Origin of the sequence: Flavobacterium pallidum, from assembly GCF_003097535.1 — a bacterium.
In the GTDB taxonomy this organism is placed as follows: Bacteria; Bacteroidota; Bacteroidia; order Flavobacteriales; family Flavobacteriaceae; genus Flavobacterium; species Flavobacterium pallidum.
Map to the genome: position 1 here is coordinate 2822717 of NZ_CP029187.1, position 23738 is coordinate 2846454.

Annotated in this window: 14 protein-coding genes; 3 read left to right on the plus strand and 11 right to left on the minus strand. The window is 42.3% G+C overall.

Going from position 1 to position 23738, the window contains the following annotated elements; all coding sequences use genetic code 11:
* Positions 1–22: 22 nt before the first annotated feature.
* The 3 genes from HYN49_RS11700 to HYN49_RS11710 all read left to right on the plus strand — a co-directional run bounded on the left by HYN49_RS11700 (position 23) and on the right by HYN49_RS11710 (position 5584).
* The gene (locus HYN49_RS11700; RefSeq protein ID WP_108904286.1) at positions 23–853 is read left to right on the plus strand and encodes a type 1 glutamine amidotransferase; all 831 of its coding nucleotides are present in this window, start codon (positions 23–25) and stop codon (positions 851–853) included.
* A 134-nt stretch (positions 854–987) separates the two neighbouring features.
* Positions 988–4293, plus strand: coding sequence for a CUB domain-containing protein (locus tag HYN49_RS11705; RefSeq protein WP_108904287.1), 3306 nt, complete (start codon positions 988–990; stop codon positions 4291–4293).
* A gap of 85 nt (positions 4294–4378) precedes the next feature.
* Positions 4379–5584, plus strand: a complete 1206-nt coding sequence (locus HYN49_RS11710; protein WP_108904288.1) for an ATP-grasp domain-containing protein — start codon at positions 4379–4381, stop codon at positions 5582–5584.
* 100 nt (positions 5585–5684) lie between these two features.
* Here the strand turns inward: HYN49_RS11710 and HYN49_RS11715 are convergent, their stop codons facing one another.
* The 11 genes from HYN49_RS11715 to HYN49_RS11765 all read right to left on the minus strand — a co-directional run bounded on the left by HYN49_RS11715 (position 5685) and on the right by HYN49_RS11765 (position 23720).
* Positions 5685–6902: an ATP-grasp domain-containing protein gene (locus HYN49_RS11715; RefSeq protein ID WP_108904289.1), complete on the minus strand. Its 1218-nt coding sequence runs from the start codon at positions 6900–6902 to the stop codon at positions 5685–5687.
* 2 nt (positions 6903–6904) lie between these two features.
* Positions 6905–8335 (minus strand): leucyl aminopeptidase family protein, encoded by a 1431-nt coding sequence (locus tag HYN49_RS11720; protein ID WP_108904290.1) that lies wholly within the window; start codon positions 8333–8335, stop codon positions 6905–6907.
* Positions 8336–9472, minus strand: a complete 1137-nt coding sequence (locus tag HYN49_RS11725; RefSeq protein ID WP_108904291.1) for an alpha/beta hydrolase — start codon at positions 9470–9472, stop codon at positions 8336–8338. It lies immediately after the preceding gene.
* A gap of 192 nt (positions 9473–9664) precedes the next feature.
* Positions 9665–10099: a thioredoxin family protein gene (locus HYN49_RS11730; protein ID WP_108904292.1), complete on the minus strand. Its 435-nt coding sequence runs from the start codon at positions 10097–10099 to the stop codon at positions 9665–9667.
* 69 nt (positions 10100–10168) lie between these two features.
* Entirely contained in the window at positions 10169–12118 is a 1950-nt protein-coding gene (locus tag HYN49_RS11735) for an LTA synthase family protein (protein ID WP_245892172.1), read from the minus strand.
* 160 nt (positions 12119–12278) lie between these two features.
* Complete coding sequence (locus tag HYN49_RS11740) at positions 12279–14306, minus strand: hypothetical protein (RefSeq protein ID WP_108904294.1); 2028 nt, start codon at positions 14304–14306, stop codon at positions 12279–12281.
* Positions 14307–14463: 157 nt separating this feature from the next.
* Complete coding sequence (gene fabG, locus HYN49_RS11745) at positions 14464–15210, minus strand: 3-oxoacyl-[acyl-carrier-protein] reductase (protein WP_108904295.1); 747 nt, start codon at positions 15208–15210, stop codon at positions 14464–14466.
* A 170-nt stretch (positions 15211–15380) separates the two neighbouring features.
* Positions 15381–15572, minus strand: coding sequence for a hypothetical protein (locus HYN49_RS11750; RefSeq protein WP_108904296.1), 192 nt, complete (start codon positions 15570–15572; stop codon positions 15381–15383).
* Positions 15573–15677: 105 nt separating this feature from the next.
* On the minus strand, positions 15678–18107 hold the full coding sequence (locus tag HYN49_RS11755) for a DUF7619 domain-containing protein (RefSeq protein ID WP_146185097.1): 2430 nt from the start codon (positions 18105–18107) through the stop codon (positions 15678–15680).
* 99 nt (positions 18108–18206) lie between these two features.
* Complete coding sequence (locus HYN49_RS11760) at positions 18207–20717, minus strand: T9SS type A sorting domain-containing protein (protein WP_181368953.1); 2511 nt, start codon at positions 20715–20717, stop codon at positions 18207–18209.
* Between the two features lie 87 nt (positions 20718–20804).
* Entirely contained in the window at positions 20805–23720 is a 2916-nt protein-coding gene (locus HYN49_RS11765; RefSeq protein WP_108904299.1) for a DUF7619 domain-containing protein, read from the minus strand.
* Positions 23721–23738 lie beyond the last annotated feature (18 nt).

Below are 23738 nucleotides of genomic sequence, written 5' to 3' on the forward strand. Positions count from 1 at the left end.
ACAATTTCTTAAAGAGGATAGCATGACGGACCAAACGATTAAAATTGCCATTTTAGACATGTATAACGGCGAACCGAACCAGGGAATGCGCTGTATCATTGACATCATCAACCGTTTCAGCAATATTGTTACCTTTAAGGTTTTTGACGTAAGGGGAAAAGCCGAGTTTCCTGATATTAAGAAATTTGACATTTACATTTCTACCGGAGGACCGGGAAATCCCCTGGAAGGCGATGGCATTTGGGATAAGAAATATTTTGAATTGATCGATTCGCTGACGCTTTGGAACAAGGAAAACGAAATCAGGAAACACGTTTTATTCGTTTGCCATTCCTTCCAGATGGCTTGTAAACATTTCAGGCTAGCCGAAATTACGAAAAGAAAATCGACATCATTCGGTATCATGTCCGTGCACAAAACCGCTGATGGTATTGACGACCCGCTTTTTGACGGTTTGCCAAACCCATATTATGCAGTCGATTCCCGCGATTATCAGGTGGTACAGCCAAAGCTTGAAGTATTTTCTGAAAACGGCGCACAAATCCTTTCCCTTGAAAAAATCCGGGACCATGTAGATTATGAAAGGGCGATTATGGCTGTACGTTTTACGCCGTATTTTGTAGGGACACAATTTCATCCTGAAGCCGATCCAATCAGTTATATTGCCAACCTTAAGAACAAGGAACGACGCGATAAGATCATTGCATTGAAAGGAAAATCCAAATTCCGCGACATGCTTGAAGATTTGCTCGATGAAGACAAGATTTACAAAACCAATGAAACGGTAATTCCAAATTTCCTTCGGATTGCCATCAACGACCTCATGCGGAGCAAACGAATGCTTTCGAATTAAATCCTGATAATCATCATAAAAATTCAGTACATCACTTCAGATAAGGGTTTGTACTGAATTTTTTATTTAAGGGAAAACCCTGAGTTTTGAAAGGTTGCAATCACTTAGTTTTGAAGAAATAAAACTACAGCATCATGAAAGCAACGTTACCTTTTCTTTTCGCACTGTTTACAGCGATTTCATACGGTCAGCATAAACCACAAAATACAAATAATGCCGGAACGGTTCCTGCAATTAGTAAATCAGGTCCAAAAATCCGGATTAACGGCGGTTCGTTTTTTGCCAGCCTTGAATCCCAAAATGTAAGTGTCGTCTCCATCCAAAACGACTTAAACAACTGGCTGGGGCTTTCCCAGGACCATACTTTTAAGGAAGTTTCAAATAAGAAAGACAATCTGGGGATTTCACACCAGAATTTTCAACAGTTTTACAAAAACATCCCTGTTGACGGAAGCAGTGTGATGCTGCATTCAAAAAATGGTATTGCCACATCAATGAATGGTAAAATAATTGCTGTGGAAGGTTTTGAAATCAATCCGGTAATCACAAAACCGGAGGCAAAAACTATCGCACTGAAAAACTTAAATGCCACAAAATTGCTACACGAGTATCCGGTTGACCTGGTGCTTATGAAAATAACAAAAGACCAGAAACAGCAGACAAAGCTCGCGTTCAAAGTACGTATCGATGCCAGTGACCCAATACAAATGACCCATGTTTTTGTTGACGCCATATCCGGCGAAGTCCTACAAAAAATCAACCTGATTGCGCAGATCGATGAGCCCGGAACGGGACAAACACTGTATCGTGGACAAAAAAGCATCACGGTCGACAGTCATCAGGGGGCCTTCCGCCTGCGCGAATCGGCAAGGAACATTGAAACATATGATGCCGCAAGCGCCACATTTTCAGATGTTGATGGTTTTCAGAATTTTTCCGATTTTACCAGTCCAACTTCCGATTGGCTTACCATAAATCCGGCGCTCGATGTACATTGGGGAATGGAAAAAACCTACGATTTCTTCCTTAATAATTTCAACAGACACAGCTATGATGATTTAGGAAGCCCGATTAAAAATTTCGTAGATGGAACAATGGCAATAGCAAATACACAAAACAATGCCTATGCCCTGCCACCACCTTATAACGTGATGGTTTATGGATTGGGTGACGGAATTCAATTCACGCCATTGGTTGGGCTCGATGTGGAGGGTCATGAATTTACGCATATGGTGGTACAGTTTAATGGAAATGGCGGGCTCACTTACTTCGGGGAATCGGGTGCTTTGAATGAATCATTTGCAGACATCTTTGGTACAGCCATAGAATTTTCGGCAGATGCGAACGGCAACTGGACAATAGGCGAAGATATGGTCGTCCAATCACCTTTTTACCTGCGCTCCATGTCGGATCCGAATTCCGGATCGACGCAACAACCCGATAGCTACAATGGCACTTTCTGGAAAAGTACTTCCTCAAATTTCGACAGTGGCGGCGTGCATTATAACAGTGGCGTGCAGAATTATTGGTTTTATCTCTTGACCGAAGGTGGAACCGGTACTAATGATTTTGGCTATAATTTTAATGTTCCTGCCATCGGCATTACCACAGCGCTTGAAATTGCATACAGGAACCTTACAACGTATCTTCCAAATGACGCAACTTACGCTGACGCAAGGGATGGTTCATTGCTTGCAGCGGCAGACTTATTCGGAGCGAGCTCCCCTGAATATCTCGCTGTTGCCGAAGCCTGGCTGGCCGTAAATGTGGAAGGGAATCCAACTCCGCTTTGCGATGTCATTACTTTTCTGACCGATGCGTCGGGTACCTTTTCTGACAATAGTGGCAATTCGGATTATCTCGTTTATACGGAATGCAAGTGGCTGATCGCTCCTGAAGGCGCACAGCAAATCACATTGGATTTTACGACTTTCCAGACCGAGGAAGATTACGATTTTGTAAAGATATATGACGGGCCAAATCAAAACGCGCCTCTTTTAGGTAGTTTCTCGGGCCATAATTTACCACCAACGATTTCCACATCAATGGGCGTTGGTGCCATGTTTATAAAATTCACCAGCGATGATTCGATAAACGATACGGGATGGACTGCCGATTATACAACACTTGGCATCCCAACCTGTACGGGAACAACCACATTTACAGCAGTTTCAGCAACATTTGACGATGGTTCCGGAAACGGTCTTTACGGGAACAATCAACATTGCGACTGGGTTATTGCACCACCATGCGCCACCTTTATTTCCCTGTCTTTTTCTGAATTTGAAACTGAATCGCAAAATGATTTTGTTTTGGTTTTTGATGATATTGAGGGCACCCATCTCATCGCTACGTTATCAGGCGCCAATTTACCTGGTGCAGTCATTTCAGCGATAGGGGAAATGTCCATTCGTTTTACAACGGGTTTCAGCAATGTGATGCCGGGATTTACAGCTGCTTATACTTCGGATGGCAATGCCAATGGTAATGCAAATATGATTTTAAATGACAGCGATTTTGGCACTATCACTGATGGAAGTGAAGGAAGTAATTATTGCAACGGGCAAAACTCAACCTGGCTGATCCAGCCACCGCAGGCCACTTCAGTCACGCTACAATGTTCTGAATTTGATATTGAAGCTGCTATCGGAAATGTTTTTACAGATGCATTTGAAATTTATGATGGAACTTCCGATGCTGATACGCTTTTAGGCCGTTTTGCAGGAAATGATTTGCCGCCAAACATTACATCATCCGGAGGAAGTATGTTTATCAAATTTTACAGCAATGCCACGATTTCAGGTCAGGGATTTGCAGCAACTTACACTTCAACACAGGCTTCATCGTGCTCCGATGCCATTTTTACAAACGAAAGCGGTTCATTTTCTGACGGAAGTACCAATGGAAATTACGCCAACAACAGTAGCTGTTCGTGGTTGATCCAGCCTGAAGATGCCAATTCAGTAACATTATCGTTCACAGCATTTGATACCGAAAGCGGGTATGACACCGTAACGGTTTATGACGGAATTGATGCCACAGCCAGTGTTTTAGGGATATTTTCAGGAAATCCATTACCAGCGGAAATCACTTCAACCGGCGGAAATATGTTCGTCACTTTCAATACGAATACTACACAACGCGGTGACGGCTGGGCGGCTTCATACACTTCGACTATTCTCGGAATTCAGGAAAATCATTCAGGCATCAGTATGCATATATTTCCGAATCCAAACAACGGCAAATTTACGATCACTTCAACCCTAAATGCTGAATTGACGGTTTCCGTAGTGGATATGCTTGGGAAAACAATTTTGCCTAAACACAACATCAAAAACGGCAATAATGACATCGACGCTTCACAACTGAGTTCAGGAGTTTACCTGCTCCATTTTGAGTCAGACGGCAATTATTACACTGAAAAACTGATAATCCGTTAAAAATTGAAAAATCAGGCGCTGCAGATGACAATTTACAGCGCTTTTTTCTTTTCTTTACGATACGTATCACTTTCAATCTCCCGTTATGATCCCAAAATACCGCGAACTTTTCAATGCAAATTTTTCTGCTGAAAAATATCAGGAGTTCCTTGATGATGTGGCTTCAGATTTTGATTACATGCCGACATTCCGAATGGCAGAAACGCCTTTTTTCATTTCAAATGAATTGAAGGCACAATTGCTTGAAGGCTGTAACGATGTGATTAAACTGATCCAGCGTGACGATTTTAAGGCATTGACCGAGAAATCACTGGAATTGAATACAAAAGTTCCAAATGAAGATGCGCATACTACTTTTTTAGCGATTGATTTTGGAATTTGCGAAGAAGATGGAAAAGTCATCCCAAAGCTGATTGAAGTGCAGGGATTTCCGTCATTGTTTAATTACCAGCCTGTGTTATTCCAGAAGTTTAAGAAACATTATCCTTTTTTGGATGAACTTACGCCGTTTGCAAACCATATTTCAAAAGAAGAATATTTGGGCATTATTGATGAAGTGATCCGTAATGGGCATCCGAAAGAAAACGTCATTTTACTGGAAATTGAGCCTGAAAAGCAAAATACAAAAATTGACTTTTATTACTGCCGGCGCGACCTCGGAATTCCAATCGTTTGTGTCACCGAACTGATTAAGGAAGGCAGGCAGCTTTTCTATAAAAATGATTCCGGTGAGAAAATCCGGGTTAAGCGCATTTACAACCGTGTCATTTTTGACGAACTGGAATTGCGCAAGGATTTAAATATGGCTTTTCATTTTTCAGATGATCTTGATATAGAATGGGCCGGGCATCCGAATTGGTTCTTCCGGATCAGCAAATTTATTTTACCGCTGCTTAAAGGCAAATATTTTATTGAAACGACTTTACTCAGTGATTTAAAAGAGATTCCTGAAGATCTTGAAAATTATGTGCTTAAGCCATTATTTTCTTTTTCAGGAAGCGGTGTTATCTTCCATGTAAAAAAAGAAGATATCGAAGCGGTAACAGAAAAAGACCTTTATATTTTACAGAAAAAAGTCAATTATATTCCCATTATACAATCACCCGATGGGAAAGTAAAAACCGAAGTACGTGTCCTGTATGTCTGGAAAAAAGACGACCCTGCTCCTGTTCCGGTTTGCAATCTGGTGCGTTTAAGCCGTGGTGAGATGATCGGTGTGAAATTCAATAAAGATAAGGATTGGGTCGGCGGCAGTGTGGGGTTGTTTGAGAAGGAAAATCAGACAATTTGATCATTAGGAAATGAAATAATTCCAAGCCAAAGACATATTTATGCTTTTAGATTAGCCAAAACATTTGCTAATGATCTGATTTCTCCATTTTCCAGTTAAATCAATGCAGTTTCTTAATCTCCGCCTGCGCCGCTACCGTTGCAAAATCGCGAACGAGCCTGTCCGCATAATCATCGAGCAATTCCAATACGCGTTGCTGCTTATCTGAGTTTACAATCAGCCCGGCGTGATACTCCAATGGCACCTGGAAGCAAACCTCGTCATCGGAAAATGAAGATAAATCCGGGTTTTCAAATTTTGATAATGTGAGTACGATACCAGCGTATTCCTTACGCACTTTCGGCAATTTGTATGCTTTCTCCTTTACCAAAGCGTCTTCAATTTTTGCCCATTCTTTCCAAAGATTGATACCTGAAGCGGCAGCAACCATTTCCGCAAGGTGCGCCCCACCTACCCTTGATGACGTTTCGAGGAAGTAGATTTTCCCGTCATCCTTGCATTTGATATATTCAGAATGTGCAGCGCCATGTTTTAAGCCAAAACCTTTAATTACCTGCTCGTTGCACTTTTTGATTGCTTTGTCATCTTCCGAACCATATTCAATATTCGCACTCCGGAAAATACCGCCGCCCTGTGAAATTTCCATAGGCGTGGCCAGGTATCTGGACGTAATGCTGAATACGATTTTACCATCGACAATTAAACTGTCACAATGATATACATCGCCGGGACGGAATTGCTCCACCAGGTATTTGAAGCGGTTGTTTCCCATTTCATTGATATGCATCCAAAGGGATTCCTTGTCATGCACCTTAATAATCCCTGATGCCGAAGCCTCGGAACGTGGTTTCAAAACCCAAGGCGGCAAAACCGTATCGGCAAAGGTATTGATATCATGATCGTTAAAAAGGGAACAAAAATTCGGATTTGAAATGCCACAGCTTTTGGCACGCATGCGCATGGCCAGCTTGTCACGGAAATAACGGCCCGTAGTTTGTCCCATGCCCTGAATCCTCAGGTGTTCTCGGAGATAGGTCGCCTTTTCCACATCAAAATCATCAAGTGCCACAATGCCATCGATCTTATTGCTTTTCATCAGTCCCTGCACGCCAAGGAGCAAATGCTCCATATTCCAGTCGGTGTCCTGCCCGTCCATATAAAAAACTTCATCGAGGTATTCAAACGGCCACGGCTTATCCCGGAGCTTGTCTGATGTAACAAGAAAAACGGTATTGCCGAGTTCCTTAAGCTCGATCATAAAATCGGCACCTTTGAAATAATTGGAAATGCAGATAAAGGTTTTGGTATCGTCAGCCATAACTATAGATTTTCAATAAATTTAGTCAATAAATGCACGCCAAAAGCAGTGCCGTGTTTGGTTTTTGCAAATTCATCATCGCCAAAAGCCACGCCTGCCACGTCAAGATGTGCCCAGGCTTTGTGATTGTCGGTAAAAAACTCGAGGAATTTCGCAGCACTGATCGCTCCCGCAACAGGTTTACCGCTAAAGTTTTTCACATCGGCAATCTCACTTTCAATGTCCTGCTTGTAGGCATCCCATAATGGAAGCTGCCACAAACGTTCCCCAATTGCATCGCCGCAATGCTGCAACTGCTTTGAAATATCGTCATTATTGGTAAATAAGGCGCCGCATTCATAACCTAAAGTTGCTACGCTGCTTCCTGTCAATGTTGCGATATCGACAACATATTCCGGTTTGTAATTTTTAATCAGGTAAGAAAGTCCGTCAGCAAGGATTAACCTGCCCTCCGCATCAGTATCGATAATTTCAATCGAATGGCCGCTGTAACTTTTAATCACATCCGCCGGAACAAATGAAGTACTGTCGACAGCGTTTTCACAGGCAGGGACAATGGCGGTAACTTTGGCATCCAATTTCAAATCAGCAATCAGCCGCAGCGCACCTAAAACCGCAGCCCCACCCGCCATATCAGACTTCATATGCAACATTCCAGCCGTTTTGATGTTGAGTCCGCCCGTGTCAAACGTGATTCCTTTTCCAACCAATCCAACATGTTTGGTGTTTTTGCCCGGATTTGCCGGAGTATATTCCATAATGATGAATTGCGGTTCCCTTGCACTGCCTTGTGCTACAGCTAAGAAAGCATCCATGCCGAGTTTGGAACAGGCATCCTTATCAAATACTGTGGTTTTAAAACCGACCTCGTTCCCTGTTTTTATGGCCCAATCGGCAAGGTATTCTGGCGTAATGACGTTAGGTGGCAAATCGACCAGGTGGTACGTTTCCAGTTTTGCTTTTGCAATTTTGAAAGCCCTTTCCGCAGTATCATCATTTTCATTTTTAGACAACAGGACCAACTCAAATCCCTCTTTTAAAAAGGGGTGGGCTTCTGTTTTTTTGAAATGGCCGATATCATAAGTTCCGGCAAGCAAACCTGAAAAAGCGGCTTCAGCCATATCATTCGGAAAGTCATCAGGAAGGACCAATGCCGTTTTAGTATTGAAACTTTCCTTATTTCTCAGCGCAATCCGCCTGAAAATGGTAAATACGGATTTGTAATCCGGCGTTTTCCCCAGCCCGATAAAGAGGTGTAAACTGTCATATTTATCGACCTGATACACCGAATCTTTTTTTCCGTAGAAGACTTTCGAAGAAACCGAAACCCCATGAAACTCAATCGGGACAAGGCTTTTTGCATTGGTTTCAAAAACCGGAATCATAATTGTTCCTTCAAAACGGGCCAGTTCGGGTACAGTTGTTATTTTCATTTAATTCTTGGTATTAAAAAAAAGCCACTCGATCGCTTTTGGGAATTCATCACTCCAGTATGTTTCGCTGTGCTTTCCTTCCATATTGATGCTGAGCTGGATTTTCATCTTGTCGGCGACGAATTCATTCTCGATCATTCTCTTCTTAAACTTCTTCACCTGTGCGAGCATCGTTTTGCTTTCATCGCCGCCGGCATACAGGTAGATTTTGGTATCGCCGGGTTCTGCAAAATCAATGTTCGTAAAATCCATTTTAGGCACTACCCAAAGCGATGGCGAGAAAATCATCAGTTTACCATATACTTCAGGATACATGAGTCCGCTGAAGATGCTTACCAATCCCCCCATGGAACTTCCACCTATGCCTGTATATTCCCTGCCTGGCTTGGTCCTGAACTTTTTATCCACAAACGGCTTCAGTGTATCAGTTATAAAACGGATGTATTTCTTACCTTCTCCAGCACCGAGAATCGTTTTGCCTACATTATATTCCTTAATCCTGTCCTTTTCGGCATGCTCAATGGCAATAATGATGATTTTACCAATCTTGTATTCAGACATGACGGCCAGTTTCTTATCGATTTCCCAGTTGCCGTACTGCGCTTTTTCATTAAAGAGATTCTGCGCATCCTGCAGGTACATTACAGGATAATGGGCTGTTGATGTATCATAATCGTGTGGCAACAAAGCCCAGATGCGTCGCTTTTTATTGAGCTGAGGCATATCAAAACCTTCAGAAATCAATTGGATCTGCGGCAGGAAATTTGGTTTGAATGGCAGCCAGTTCTTACGCCATTTCTCCACATGTTCGCGGCGCAGGCCTTTGGTCTGGCGGCAGGAACGGTTTTCGGTACGGTTCCCGAATTTGTCAATTTCAACCTCGCTCCAGTCGCCTTTGGTGAATTTATACAGCATTTCATCGGGGTAAATGAAATCTTCAGGAAATTTGAAATGGTAGAGGCCGTTACCAATTTTCTCCATTTCGAAATTCCGGTCCTGAGTATGCCATTTATTGAAATTTCCGGAAATGTAAACGGGCCTTTGGTCATCCTCGTCTGTGGTTAACAGGATATTGAGTTGTGGTTCTTCCGTTCCCGGATGATGCTGTTTAATATTGGTATCGGTTTTGGTATTCATAAAACGAAAAAACTAATCTCTTTACGAGGTAAATATAGCTTTTTGGTTTTTGAAAAGAAAGAAAGAAGACCCTCAAAAGGCAAGTTTTAATGATTTAAAATCACCAGCCATACTTTATTGAAGATAATTTAATTTATCCAACAGTAAATAAGAGCGTTACCTTAGTTCTTTGGCGTGCCTTCGTATTTTGTTTTAAAATTTCCGCAGCAGGCTCACAAATTGTGCGGGTGTTTCTTCTTTATATACGCCTGTTTTACCCAAAACCTTTGCGTTTTTGTCGAGTACTACCACTAATGGAAAAAAACCATCCTTATTGTATTTTTCAATGATCAGCAGGTTTTTCTCAATCATCCTGTCCGTCAGCTCTTCCGTCGGTTTTTGGGAGAAATCAATCCTGACCGGTATGTAATTCTCTTTGGCGAAAGCCTGGAATGCTTCACTTCCAAATATATTTTTATCCAGTTTCTCACAGTTTTCACATTGTTCCGAAACGGTAAAGAACAACAACACTTCCTTATTGGCCACTGCGGCTTCCCGGAGCGCTTTATCAATATCGGTTACCCAATGCAATTGCTGGCTGTTCGCTGCCGATGAAAGTAAAAGAAAGGCAATCATTACGTTTTTCATATCCGTCGATTTTTATGCTTATAAATATCAATAAAAAATCCCTATCCACAGCTTAAAAAGTGAGGCATTTTATTTCAGTTTGCGATTTGTAAACAGGTAATCCGCGGTTTGGTAAAATGATATGGTTTCTGTGAGGAAGCCTTTATCCATAGGCAACGGCAACAAATCATTCGTATTTTTATCCCATTTGTAAAAATGCTGCTGCTTTTGGTCTGATAAAATCATGGCCTTATTTTTCTTTACCAATGCCAGTTTGCGATAGGTACCTGAAAAGAAACGCTCTTCAAAACCATTTTCCAGTACGTTTTTACCATAGAAATCCGAATCGTAATGCCATCCGAATAAGCCAAAAAGCGTTGGGAAAATATCAATCTGTGAGCATTGCGTCTCCACTTTCTGCACCGTACCTGCATTGATAATAAAAGACGGGATGTGGTAATTGGCTAAGTCGATTTCATCTTTTCCGGCGCTGCTCGCACAATGATCTGCAATGATTACAAACACTGTGTTTTTAAACCATGGCTTACGGCTTGCTTTACGAAACAATTGCCTTAAGGCATAATCAGTATACTTTACAGCCCCTTCCCTGCTCTTCCCCGATGGAATATCGATTTTACCGGAAGGATACGTGTACGGCCTGTGGTTTGATGTGGTCATGATGAAATTGAAGAACGGTTTTCCCGATTGGTACTGCCTATCGGCCACGCCCAGCATTTTATTAAAAATATCCTCATCGCAGATCCCCCAGGCATTTTCAAACGTTACTTCGGCATCAGTGATATTGTGGCGTGTGGTCTTAATATCATCGCTTAACACGCTGCCACGGCCGCGGTCATAAATCGTAAAACCGTTACCCCCGAAAAAACTATTCATATTGTCAAAATAGCCATCGCCGCCATAGAAAAAGTTGCAGTCGTATTCCCGTTTCTTAAACACAGAAGCTACAGTATACAGGTTGTGGTTGTCTGGCCTTTTCACAATGCTCTGGCCCGGTGTTGGCGGGATACTCAGCGTAACGGCTTCCATACCACGGACCGTACGGGTTCCTGTGGCATATAAATTCTTAAAACATATTGATTGTTGTGCGATACTGTCCATAAACGGGCTGATATGCTCGTCATTGCCAAATTCACCAAGGAATTTTGCGCTCAGGCTTTCCACAAGGATAAACACCACATTCTTATTGGCAACAGTATCGGTGGCGGTGATGCTGCGGTGGATCGACTGCATGTCGGTCGTGAATTGTGTATTGGGCGAAGCAAGTTTATTGCGCACCAAAGCAAAAGCGGCGCCGTTATCAACAGAAGAATAAAACTCGGTGTATTTCATCTGGTTGTTTCGGAAGGCAGAAAAGAACGAATAGATTCCCGCTTTCGAGATTTCTGAATTATAGCGGTTAGCAGACCACTCCGCCTGGTTATTTGTAATCCCTACCGAAAATAATATGGCGACAATAATGAAGGTTCCGGCAGCAAGCAAACGTTTTTTTATTGAAGGGGAATTGGAGAACGTCGCACGGAATACGCCCATTTTGTAAAATACGGATAATATCAGCATTGTAATCATCAGCACGCCGCCGATCAAAATCGGCAATGGATAAGATTCCTTGATATTGGCTACGACTTCGTGCGTATAAATCAGGTAATCGACAGCGATGAAATTGAAGCGGGTGCGAAATTCATCCCAGAAGGTGATTTCCGCAAAGAAGGTCAGCACGAGTATAAACAAAATCAATACCGTGAAAAAATAAGTGATGATTTTATCAAACCACGAACCTATCAAACGTTTAGGCAAGACTGAAAAGTACAATGCTGCTGGCAGTAAAATGAAAGACAAAGTCCCTAAATCGAAGAAAACCCCTGTACACAAGGTACGCAGTAAATCAATGATATTCCAGGATACTTCGTCGTGCTGCCATATCATGAAAGCGATACGCAGCAGCAATGAAGCTACCAGGAACCACGAAGCGAACGCTGTGAGCAAGGAAAACCTTCCTTTGGGCAGGAATTTTGTCATCATAATTTATTTTTATAAAATGGAATAATAGCTGTTTTCAGTGCCTAAGTTTATCTTAAATCAAAATTAAGATTTGCTTAAGCAGGCTAAATTTACAACCAACGAAACCAAAATTAAACGCGATCCAATATAACTACATTGCAACCTGCCTAAAACAGACTGGTTACAACATGCCGTTATATTTCCTGATAAACCATTCGCCAGCCAAAAGCAAGGCAATCACAATCAGCAGCAGCATGCTGTCTACCAATGGAATCCTGCGTACGATTTCTTTCTGTATCGATTTGTAATCCGGGTTTTCAAGCAATGCTTTTATCAGTGCGTCAGCGCGGTTTGGTACGAAAGCCTTTCCACCGGTTTGTGCTGCGAGCTGGTTCAGTTTGGCCACATCCGGATTTACGAACTGCTTTTCTATATTGAAATCAAGGATCTCGAAACTGCCGTTGTAACGGTTTTTCGACGTTTGTTCCACCACTGAAAACGTGTATTGCCCTGCCGCCAGGCCGTCAAGATTTGCCTTATACGCGTTGGTGCCTTTGAGCATATCGTATTGCTTGGTTTGTTTCGTCTGCTTATTGGTTACAGCAATGGTGAGTTTTGCCTTTTCATCAAACTCATAGTTTTTATTGAAATACTGGGCCGTGATTTCAATCGCATCGCCGGAATTGTAAAAACGCTCATGGTTTACCACCAATGATTTCCTTGCATTATTAGATGCCAGGTATTGTATGGTTTTATCTGAAAACACATCAAATTTTTCAAAAGTATTCAGGTCGACATGGCTCTGCAATCGCCATTTCCAGATATTTTCGCCCAAAAGGAACGCGGTACGTTTTCCTGCATTTTCTGTAAATGCCAGCAATGGCACGCCAGTGGCGATATTTCGGATCCTTGCTGAAATCAATACATTCACATTACCGCTCGTTACCACTGTCCCGAACGCATTTTGCAAAGGCGGCAATCGGTCAAAGCCGATGTCATCGATGGCAAAAAGGTTAAACTGCGGATTGAAGTCGGCCGAGTAATCTTCCTTCTGCGCACTCATCTTAAAATTAAATGTCGCCTGCTGCTGGTTCAGGAAATTGAAATCGGTGGATGTCCCGGTAATAATGAAGGTGTTGATGCCTGCATTTTTATTGCTGTCAAAAATACCCTTGAAATCCGCCGTAGGCTGGTACAATACCAACACATTATAATTGTCCAGCGTTTTCACTTCCGATGGTTTCAAAATCGTCACATGGCGCTGCGGGTTCATTTCAATCGAGCGCTTCAATGCCCCTAAATCGGGGTGGTTGAATGATGATATTATCGCGATTTCCGACTTTTGGTCAATCACTTCAACGGCAAAATTCTTGATGTTGTTGTAAGTGTTTTTTTCCGCTTCCGCAGAAGAGAGTCGCGCGCGGTAAATCTGCAACCCGTTTTTCTCCGCAGGCAACAGCATGTTTACGACCGCCGATCTTTTCGAAGGGGAAAAGCTCACCTTTTCCTTTGCCAATACATTACTGCCCTGCGCAATGCTGAAATCGGCCTCGATGGTTTTTGTCCCTGAATATTGCAGGAAAACCTCAACAGGGAATTTGTTTTTCAGGAATGCATATTTGTTTACATTGAGCTGGCTGATCCGCAAATCCGTAAAAGTAGTCGTATCGCCCAAAACCAAAGGATATACCTTATTGCCCGTGTCAAAACTGAACACATAGTCGTTACCAGCGGTCTGGTTCCCATCGGAAATTAAGACAGTCGGATACAGTTTGTTGCGGTGGATGCTTTTTAAATTGCGTGCCACTTCTTCAATGTTCGTTTGTGACCCTTTGAAATCAAAGTTTTCCGACAATTCAAAATCGGAATCAAAGCGGTATGCCTGCACGTCGAACTTTTCGCGCAGCCTGGAATCGGAATATAATTTCTTAAACAATTCCTTTGCTGTTTCGGAAGCCTTTAAATCCTTTACCGATTCAGAATTGTCCACTACTATAGGCAGCGGTGTTTTCTCTGTTTCGTAAGTACTTCTTGTAATCTTCGGATTAATCAGCAGCAGCAAAATCCCGAATACGGATAAAAACCGCAGGAACGACAAAAGCAGGTGTGCCCTGCTCGTGGTTTTATTTTTGTATAAGTATTGATAAAATGACAATTCTGCCGCGAGAATAAGCGAGACGAGAATCAAAAGAAGCGTTGTAAGGGTCATTAATTTTTATTATAAATTATAAATTTTAAATGAAATGGAATCAACTCAAAATTTAGCATTTAATACTTTAGTATTGCCATAAATGAAGAATTTTAAACTTCAAATGAATAATAATTACACTCATTCAAAATTTAAAATTCCTCATCTAAAATAATTCTTACGTCAGCATCCCGCCATCTACATTCAAAACCTGCCCTGTAATGTACCCGCTCATGTTAGAAGCCAGGAACAGGCACGCATTGGCAACATCTTCGGTACTTCCGCCACGTTTTAGCGGAATGGATTCAGCCCATCCTTTTACGACGTCTTCATTCAGCTTTGCAGTCATTTCCGTCTCAATAAAGCCCGGAGCGATTGCGTTGCAGCGGATATTCCTTGATCCGAGTTCCAAAGCAACCGACTTTGTAAAACCGATGACACCGGCCTTGGACGCTGCGTAGTTCGTTTGCCCGGCATTTCCCTTCACTCCTACTACCGAACTCATATTGATGATTGAGCCTGAGCGTTGCTTCAGGAAGGTTTTCTGGATGGCCTTGGTCATGTTGAATACTGATTTCAGGTTGACATCGATCACTTTATCGAAATCCTCTTCAGACATGCGCATCAAAAGATTGTCCTTTGTAATCCCGGCATTGTTGATCAGGATGTCAACGCTTCCAAAGTCGGTCAAAACAGCATCTACAAAGGTATGTGCTTCGTTGAAATCGGCAGCATTGGACTGGTATCCTTTGGCTTTGATGCCTAAACCGTTCAACTCATTTTCAAGCGCCATTGCCGACTCGGCCGAAGCGCTGTATGTAAAGGCGACATTCGCGCCGTGTTTTGCAAAAACTTCCGCTATCCCTTTTCCGATGCCGCGGCTGGCTCCTGTGATGATTGCTGTTTTTCCTTCTAGTAATTTCATAATCGTTTAATCAAATTGTTATGGTTGCACAAATATAGGAATTAGGAATTATGAATTGGAAATTATGAATTAAGAATTGCGGGATGCAAGGTTGAGAGTTTCGACACCTAATATCAAAAATAAGAAAAGGCCACCCTAGGGTAGCCTTATACTTTTATAGTATACTTGTTTTAATCTTTTAAAATGCGTGTAAACCAACCCACCGCTTCAGAAACCATCTTTGAAATGGCCCCTCCGATAGGCATCGACGCCAGGGCGATTGTGTATTTGTTCTGAGCAGGAAGTGTCGTTGTGGCACTAGTGTTGTGGGCGCTTGCCGCTACGGTACACAATAGCAGCATGATGATTACTTTTGTTTTCATAATGTCAGTTTTGGTTGATGATGGGTTTAATGATGCCCAAATATATTAAAAAAAACTTTTCTATGTACAAATCGCGTGATTATCAGCGCTTTTATCATTGAAATGTTAGTCTTTAATGAATTGTGAGGTCCAGTTTGTGCCTTCAGAGACGACTTTTATAATATAGCTGCCGGTTTGCAAATGCGATACATCAATACTGTGATCGCCGACAGACGGAAGTACTTTCATTACTTCCTGCCCAAGCATGTTGTAAACGGAAACAGCATTGACGATGGCGTTGGTTGTGGAGGAAATGTTGATGATATTTTTCGCAGGGTTCGGATATAATTTAAAACCATTGCTGTTATTAATATCAGTCGCATCCAACGGAAATGCTACCGTCGTCATTGCCGTATTGGTGACAATAGGGAAGTTATAATCGAAGTAAATACTGGCCGTGTTACTGAGCGTACTGCCTAAGGCGATATCGGACTTGGTTTTTATTTTAAATAGAATGTAGCCATCATTGGTCGCATCGTCAAAGGGCAGGTTGATATTTTCAAAAATAAACTCTACCTTATTGGTATCGGTGATCCTTGTTACGAACTCGTAATTGCTGTTGATCGGCACGAGCGAACTGATATCAAATTTTGTGGTATCGATAATATCCTTTACCACAACATTTTCGGCAGGGAAAGTACCTGTATTCTCAAAACGGATCAGGTAATGCAGATAATCCCCGGCCTGCTGTGGCGTAATGCTTTCCCCTTCGAGACAGGTCTTGTCGTTCGGGTCGTAGGAATTGACAACGGTCTGGGTAAATTCATCAGTATTGTTCACCGGCGTTTCATCAGTCCCTGCATAAGTTAATGACGCTGAGAAATGAAGCAGGTCACCGTCATTCAGCGCAGGGATTTCCATAGGGCTGTTCAGGTTCATTGTAAGCAAAACGGTTCGGGTCTCAAACGGAGCTATCGGGAGATTATCCCAAACCAATACTCCATCTGACTGGTTCGATGGCATTGGCACCGATTGAACGAAGTCCATTACGGGATCATTAAACTGCAGGCTCATTTGGGCCTGAAGGGTAGTATTTCCTGTATTCCGGAACAAAAGATGGTATGCGGCATCAAATCCGGGCCTTGCAGCATTTACAGGCATGATTGTGACTTCAAGATCATTGTGGGTACCGTTAGGAGTGATACAAAATTGTTGATTTACCGGGCTGGACTGTGCTGGAAAATCGACACTTACTGAAGTTGGGGAAACGGTGAAAAACTCAGGATGCTCTAAAATTGGGGCAATCTGATGTACTCCCTGCGAAACAGGAATATCGAATAAGCCGTTTTGATCTGCAATCACAAAGCCGCTGCCGCCGGGTGAAGACCGACTGAACTTCATCCCGGGAATGGCAACATCTGAAGCATCACAGCCATTGGCTTCACTATCAAATACATTGGTACCGGTTATCCGGTAATAAGTGCCGCCCGGCGTAAATGAACAGTAGGAGTTAATTTGGACCAATTCCGGGTATTGGGAATATAAATTCTCGATAAATGGGATTTCCTCTTCGTCGGCGCAGATGTATATCAGACTGGGATTGTTTCCGAACTCCGCACCGCTGGGGCTGCCGTTTTTGACATTGGCATATTCAAGGTCAAGACAGTTCTGAAAACTTAATCCTGTCAGGTAATGAACGTTAGGCAGATTTGAAATATCGATGCTTGTGATCAGCGTCGAGGAGCAATTTAAATTTGATATCAGGTTGGGACCCTGATTGTAAAACTCGAGAGACCATATCGGATTGAAAGAGCAATCAAGCCTGACAAGCTGATCACATGTACCAATTTCAATTATATTGAGATCATTGTGGTGGCAGATAAGCTCTTTAAGTGCTGAAGCAGAAGCCTGGAAATCTAACGATGTAATGTGGTTTCCTGAGCAGTCCAGATACGATATATTAGACAGCCCGGCGATATTGAGATCGGTAATTGAAACATTATACCTGCAGTCAATGTATTCCAATAACGGCAATTCCGAAAGATCCAGCGTGACAAGGTTATTTTTTGCACAGATAAGCTGTTTCAGCGCAGTGTTACCAGCCAGATTCAATGACGTAAGCAGATTAAACTGGCAACTCAGATAATCCAAGCTTGATATTCCTGAAACATTCAGCGTTGCCACATTGTTATTGTTGCAATTCAGCGAAATGAGTTGCCCAAGCGTATTTAGATCCAGTGAAGTCAATTCATTATAGCTGCAATCCAACGATCTTAAGTTTGTAAAATATTCAATTCCCGAAAGATCGGCTACTTTGAGTATGCCCGCTTCCTGAGCGCTTATGTTCATGTGATATACCAATTGTGATTCCGCTACCGTGATTTGCCCGTCGTTATCGGCATCAATCACCATAGGATTGTCGTTAATATCTTTTGCGATACTATTAGACAGTGAAGACTGGGAAAGCCTGGCGGCAAAGTTTGCGTCCGGAAAGTTAATCACCTGGGCTTGTGACATGGTAAATGCAAACAGAGATAGTAAGTAATTTTTTTTCATATTAATTGTTTTGGTACTCAAATATAATGCAATTATTAATTTGATTTTATAAACCAATAAAAAAGCCGGTCAATGACCGGCTTGCTATGTAACTGAAATTTATTCCTTTATGAATTTTGAGGTCCAGCTTCCATTTCCGGAAGTTACTTTTATAATATAGCTTCCGATTGGCAGGCGCGATACGTCGATACCATAATCACCATTCGCAGGCAATACTTTCATCACTTCCTGCCCGAGCATATTATTAATTTCAATTGAATCAATATTGGCATTTAATTTAGAAGAAATATTCAAAACATCCTTCACCGGATTCGGGTATAAAACAAAACCAAAAGTATTTTCATCATCAATCCCCAACGGAAGCGCGACAGTTGTCACCGCCGTATTGGTAACCACCGGCGCATTATAATTGAAGTAAATCCCGGCAGTATTGCTTAACTGGTCGCCCAAAACCAATGTCGGTTTGGTCTTGATTTTGAAAATGACATACCCATCGTTATTGGCATCGTCGAATGGCAGCATGATGTTGTCGAAGATAAATTCGACCTGGTTGTTATTCGTAATCCTTGTGATAAAATGATGGCTTCCCGCTATTGGTGTCAATGTTGAAATGTCAAATTTTGAAGTATCGATCACATCTTTTACAGTAACAATAGCAGCAGGATAATTCCCGGTATTTTCAAAACGGATTTTATAATGCACGTACTCCCCTATCATTTGTGGGGTAATCGTGTCGCCTTCGAGACAGGTTTTGTCGTTTGGATCAATGGCGTTAAATACGGGCTGGTTCAATGCCATGATGTTGTCCGATGGCGTTTCATCATCATTAAATGCGCTATAAGCTACAATAGTAAGATTGTCACCCTGATGTAATGGTGGATTTTCAACAGGCGAATTCAGGTTCATGGTAAAATGTATTGCATATGATCCGAATGGCTTTAAATCTGAATAGACCCAGCTGAGTTCGTTCAACGAAGCGTTTGCAGCCGGTTCAGCAGTAACAAAATCGAGGATATCATCATCGAAGGATACATTGATAAAGCCTGATGCTGTGGTTGTACCTTTGTTTTTACAGATAACGGTGTAATCAGCATCAAAGCCGGGAATGGCAGTATTGTTATTGATCATGGTAATTTCTATATCCGGATGTGTCGCGTTTGGCGCTACACAGAAATTTTGTGTTACCACAGAAGTAAGGCCCGGAAAAGTTATCGAAGAATTCGCCGGTGAGGTGGAAAAGTAAGCTGATTCAAAAACAGGCGTTACAACATGGGTACCTGCGGATACGGGTAAAATGCTGTTTCCGGAAGCACCTACGATGATTGTTCCGCTACTATTCCCGTTATCAATAGTGAATTTTTGTCCGGGAATGAAAAAATCCTCGTTACCACAGCCATCACTTCCAGTATCGTATGTTGCTGCGAGAATGATGTCGTAAGGTGTATCGGTATTGGGTACGCAATAACTGTTGACTTCACAGCCAGTTATGTTGTTTTCCATTAATTCCTGCTGTATTGTTGCCATGTCGGATTCGTCGGCACAGATGTAAGATAGGTTCGGCGCATTTGTGAGTACATACTGTACATCCTCGCCGCCATTCTTTACATACAGTGATTGAAGTTGCGGATTATCATGTACACTGATATAGTGGGCAGGAAATGGCACTTCAATACTGGTTAAGCTTGTAAAATAACAATACAGGCTATTGAGTTGTCCGAGTTTTAATGATGTGAGAGGGTTGTTGCTTACATGAACCGAGTTTAAATCTTTATCCGATATATCCAAAGTTGTTATCTGGTTGTTCCTGCATGACAAAGTATTTAATCCGGAGTTGTTTGTAATGGATCCCGTCAGGTCAAGTACTGTGAGTTGATTAAAACCACACAGCAATCCACGCAGGTTCGGAAGATGGTCCACTTTAAGGCTTGTGAGCTGATTATAGCTGCAGTTGAAACTTGTCAGTAAAGGAAGCATCGTCACATCTAAAGTAGTCAGATTATTGTAATCACACCATAAGTAATTTAACAACGGACTACCTGAAACATCAAGAGAGGCTATTTGGTTTTCAGAACACTCAAGGTGTTTAAGCTGGGATAATCCTGTTATGTTTATAGCTGTCAACAGGTTTGAATTACACTGAAGAAATGCAAGTTCCGGCATACTTGTAACATCCAATACCCCTGAAACCTGGTTGTCATTAAAATAAAGACTCTTAAGTGCTGACAAGCCTGTAAGGTTCAATGATGTCAAGTTATTTTCGACTGCATTCAGCCCTTCCAGATGCAATGCGCTTACATCAAGTGACGTAAGTTGATTGGTTTGAACTGAGAGGCTTTTTAAGTTTAGGAAAGCATTGATTCCGGTAAGGTCAGCAATATTGGAACTCCCTACACTAAGGGAATATACCGCAAGCGCCTCGCTTTCCTGAATTTCGCTATCATTGTTGGTGTCAATCTTAATCTTAAGATCATTCTCATCTTTTGCTATTAAAGAAAGAGGAGAGGCAGCCAGTAGTTTTGCCTTGAAATTAGCATCGGGAATATTGACGATCTGTGCTTTTACAAAAACTGATAACAGCAACAACATCAAGACAGTAAAGTTCTTTTTCATATGTTTTTTTGAGCGGCAAATATAAGACAATAATCCAATAAAAAAGCCGGTCATAAACGGGCAGATTATAGTAGTCTGAAAATTAAACTATTCCTTAACGAACTTCGCGGTCCAATTCCCGCCATCCGATAACACCTTTACAACATAATTACCCGTTGCCAGACCGGAAATATCGATGCGGTTATCACCAGATGCAGGTTTCACTTTAAGGATTTCCTGGCTAAGCATATTGTAGATTTCCACAGCGTTAATAGTAGCATTATTTTTAGAAGAAATATTCAAAACATCCTTCACCGGATTCGGGTATAAAGCAAACCCAAAAGTATTTTCATCATCAATCCCCAACGGAATCGCGACAGTCGTCACTGCAGTATTCGTAATAACAGGCGCATTATAATTGAAGTAAATCCCGGCAGTATTGCTTAACTGGTCACCCAAAACCAAAGTTGGTTTGGTCTTGATTTTGAAAATGACATACCCATCGTTATTGGCATCGTCGAATGGCAGCATGATGTTTTCGAAGATAAATTCGACCTGGTTGTCATTCGTAATTCTTGTAACAAAATGATGGCTTCCTGCTATTGGCGTCAATGTTGAAATATCGAATTTTGACGTATCGATCACGTCTTTTACAGTCACAATCGCAGCAGGATAATTCCCGGTATTTTCAAAACGGATTTTATAATGGACATACTCCCCTACCATTTGCGGGGTGATCGTGTCGCCTTCAAGACAGGTTTTGTCGTTTGGATCAATGGCGTTGAAGACAGTCTGGTTCAGTGTGGCGACGTTGTCCGCAGGCATTTCATCGGCGGTAAGATTCGCTGTTGCTGTAAATAGTATGACATCATCCAGGTTTAAAGGAGGTGTGTCGAGAGGCGTGTTCAGTGTAAACGCGAATTCGAATTCCTTTATGCCAAAAATGGGAAGGTCCGTGTAATTCCAACTAAGGACATTTGAAGTCTGTCCTGAAACGGAAGGATTTGCCGATAAGAAATCCATCACCGCACCATTAAACATCAATTGCAATGTCCCGGATGCCAATACCGTGCCGTTATTTTTTATCCGCATCCTGTAATGCACATCAAAACCCGGTACAGCCGTATTGATAGGAAACAGGGAAACCTCCACATCAGGGTGATCCCCATCTGATGTGATGCAGAAATCCTGTATAGAAGGCACTGCCGCTCCAGGAAAAGTGGTTGTCACCGAGGCAGGTGAAATCTGGTAATACGGAGAAGGAATTACCGGTGTAATCGTATGCGTCCCTGCCTGTACGCGAATCGAATAGTTCCCGCTTTCATCATCAAACACGGTACCTTGCACCGTTCCGTTGGTAATGTTAAGTTTCAGCGAAGGGATAATGGAGTCTGAGGCATCGCAACCGTCATTCACCATATCGTATTTGTGCTGCCCCTGCATCGTATAAAAAGCGCCATATGTAAATGTGCAATACGAATTGACCTCGCAGGTAGTATTGCCAGCAATCAGTAATGAATTCTGGACTTCGCTCAACTCATCCTCATCGTCATCAACGCATACATACTGCAGGTTGGGGTTGTCGTTAAGATCAACGTCAAAGGTGATGTATCCGCCTTTTAAGAATAGGGAAACCAGCTGGTTATTGTTGCAATTGAGCATATGCGCATTGGCCCTGCCGGCATCCAATGTAGTCAAAAGATTGTTGGAGCAATCAATTTCTTCCATGTAAGGACAATTTGAAATGTTCAGGTAAGTGAGCAGGTTGTTATTGCAACTCAGAAAAGCCGTTTGCTGTCCGGACACATCCAACGATGCCATTTGGTTGTAACTGCAGTCAAAGTTGGTATCGATAGGGTTACCGGCCAGGTTTATTGACGTAAGCTGGTTGTGGCTGCACGTAAGATTTTCAAATCCATGTGTCCATCCGGTGAAATCAAGTGAAGTCAACAGGTTATAATTACAGGCTAAATCAATACCTCCTGCGGTACTTATGGGAGCGTCTGCCAATACCAATGATGTGAGCAGGTTATGGTCGCACCATACTTTCCATAAATTGCCCATTCCTGTAAGGCTCAGGGTGCTGAGTTGGTTTCCAGAGCATATCAACTGTATGATTTTTGTATTTGCTGAAAGATCCAGTGCTGACAGCATGTTATTTTCACAGTTAAGATGCTCGAGACTCACCAGATCAGAAATATCAATAGTTGACAGGCTATTGGAATTGCAATACAATGAAGACAGGTTTGCAAGCCCGTCAAGATTCAGGGACGTAATATTATTATTCGCACAAGACAAAGAAACAAGCCAGGGCAGCACCGATGCATTAAAAACCGTAAAATTATTACCGTCGATATTCAGGCCTGTGATGGAAGACGAATCATTGGTATTGAGTGATGATAAATGATTGTTGCTGCAATTGAGCCCCAAAAGCCCCGTTAAGCCGGTCAAATCCAGGACAGCCAACTCATTGTCGCTGCAATTGACACTCTGCAGGTTTGGCAATCCGGCAATTTGCAGGGACGTGATCTCGTTTTGCCAGCAGGAAAGCGTCGTAAGCGCCGTAAGCCCTGATAAATTCAGCGAAGTGAGATTTCCGATATCGCAATGGATTTCTGTAAGGTATGCCAATCCGCTGACATCCAGCGACGAAAGATTATCATTAAGCCCGCATTCAAGGTTTGTCAGATTCGTAAGCATCGATACATCAAGCGTAGTCAGGTTGTCATTCCTGAGTGACAGCACCCTGATGTTTGTAAAAGCTTCCAGCCCCGTTACCGAAGCAATGGCTGAAACCCCTCCGGCATTGAGCTGGTACACCAGTAACGCTTCACTAACCTGTATTTCGCCATCACTATTGGCATCAATTTTCATCGTCTGTCCATTGCTGTTCCTGGCAACACTGTTGGCAGTAGATGATGAAAGCAATTTGGCCTTAAAACTGGCATCAGGGATGTTGACGATCTGTGCTTTTGCTGCAAACGATAAAAGCGTTAGAGAAAAGAGGAAGTAATATTTTTTCATGTCTGGAAGTTTTTGGTT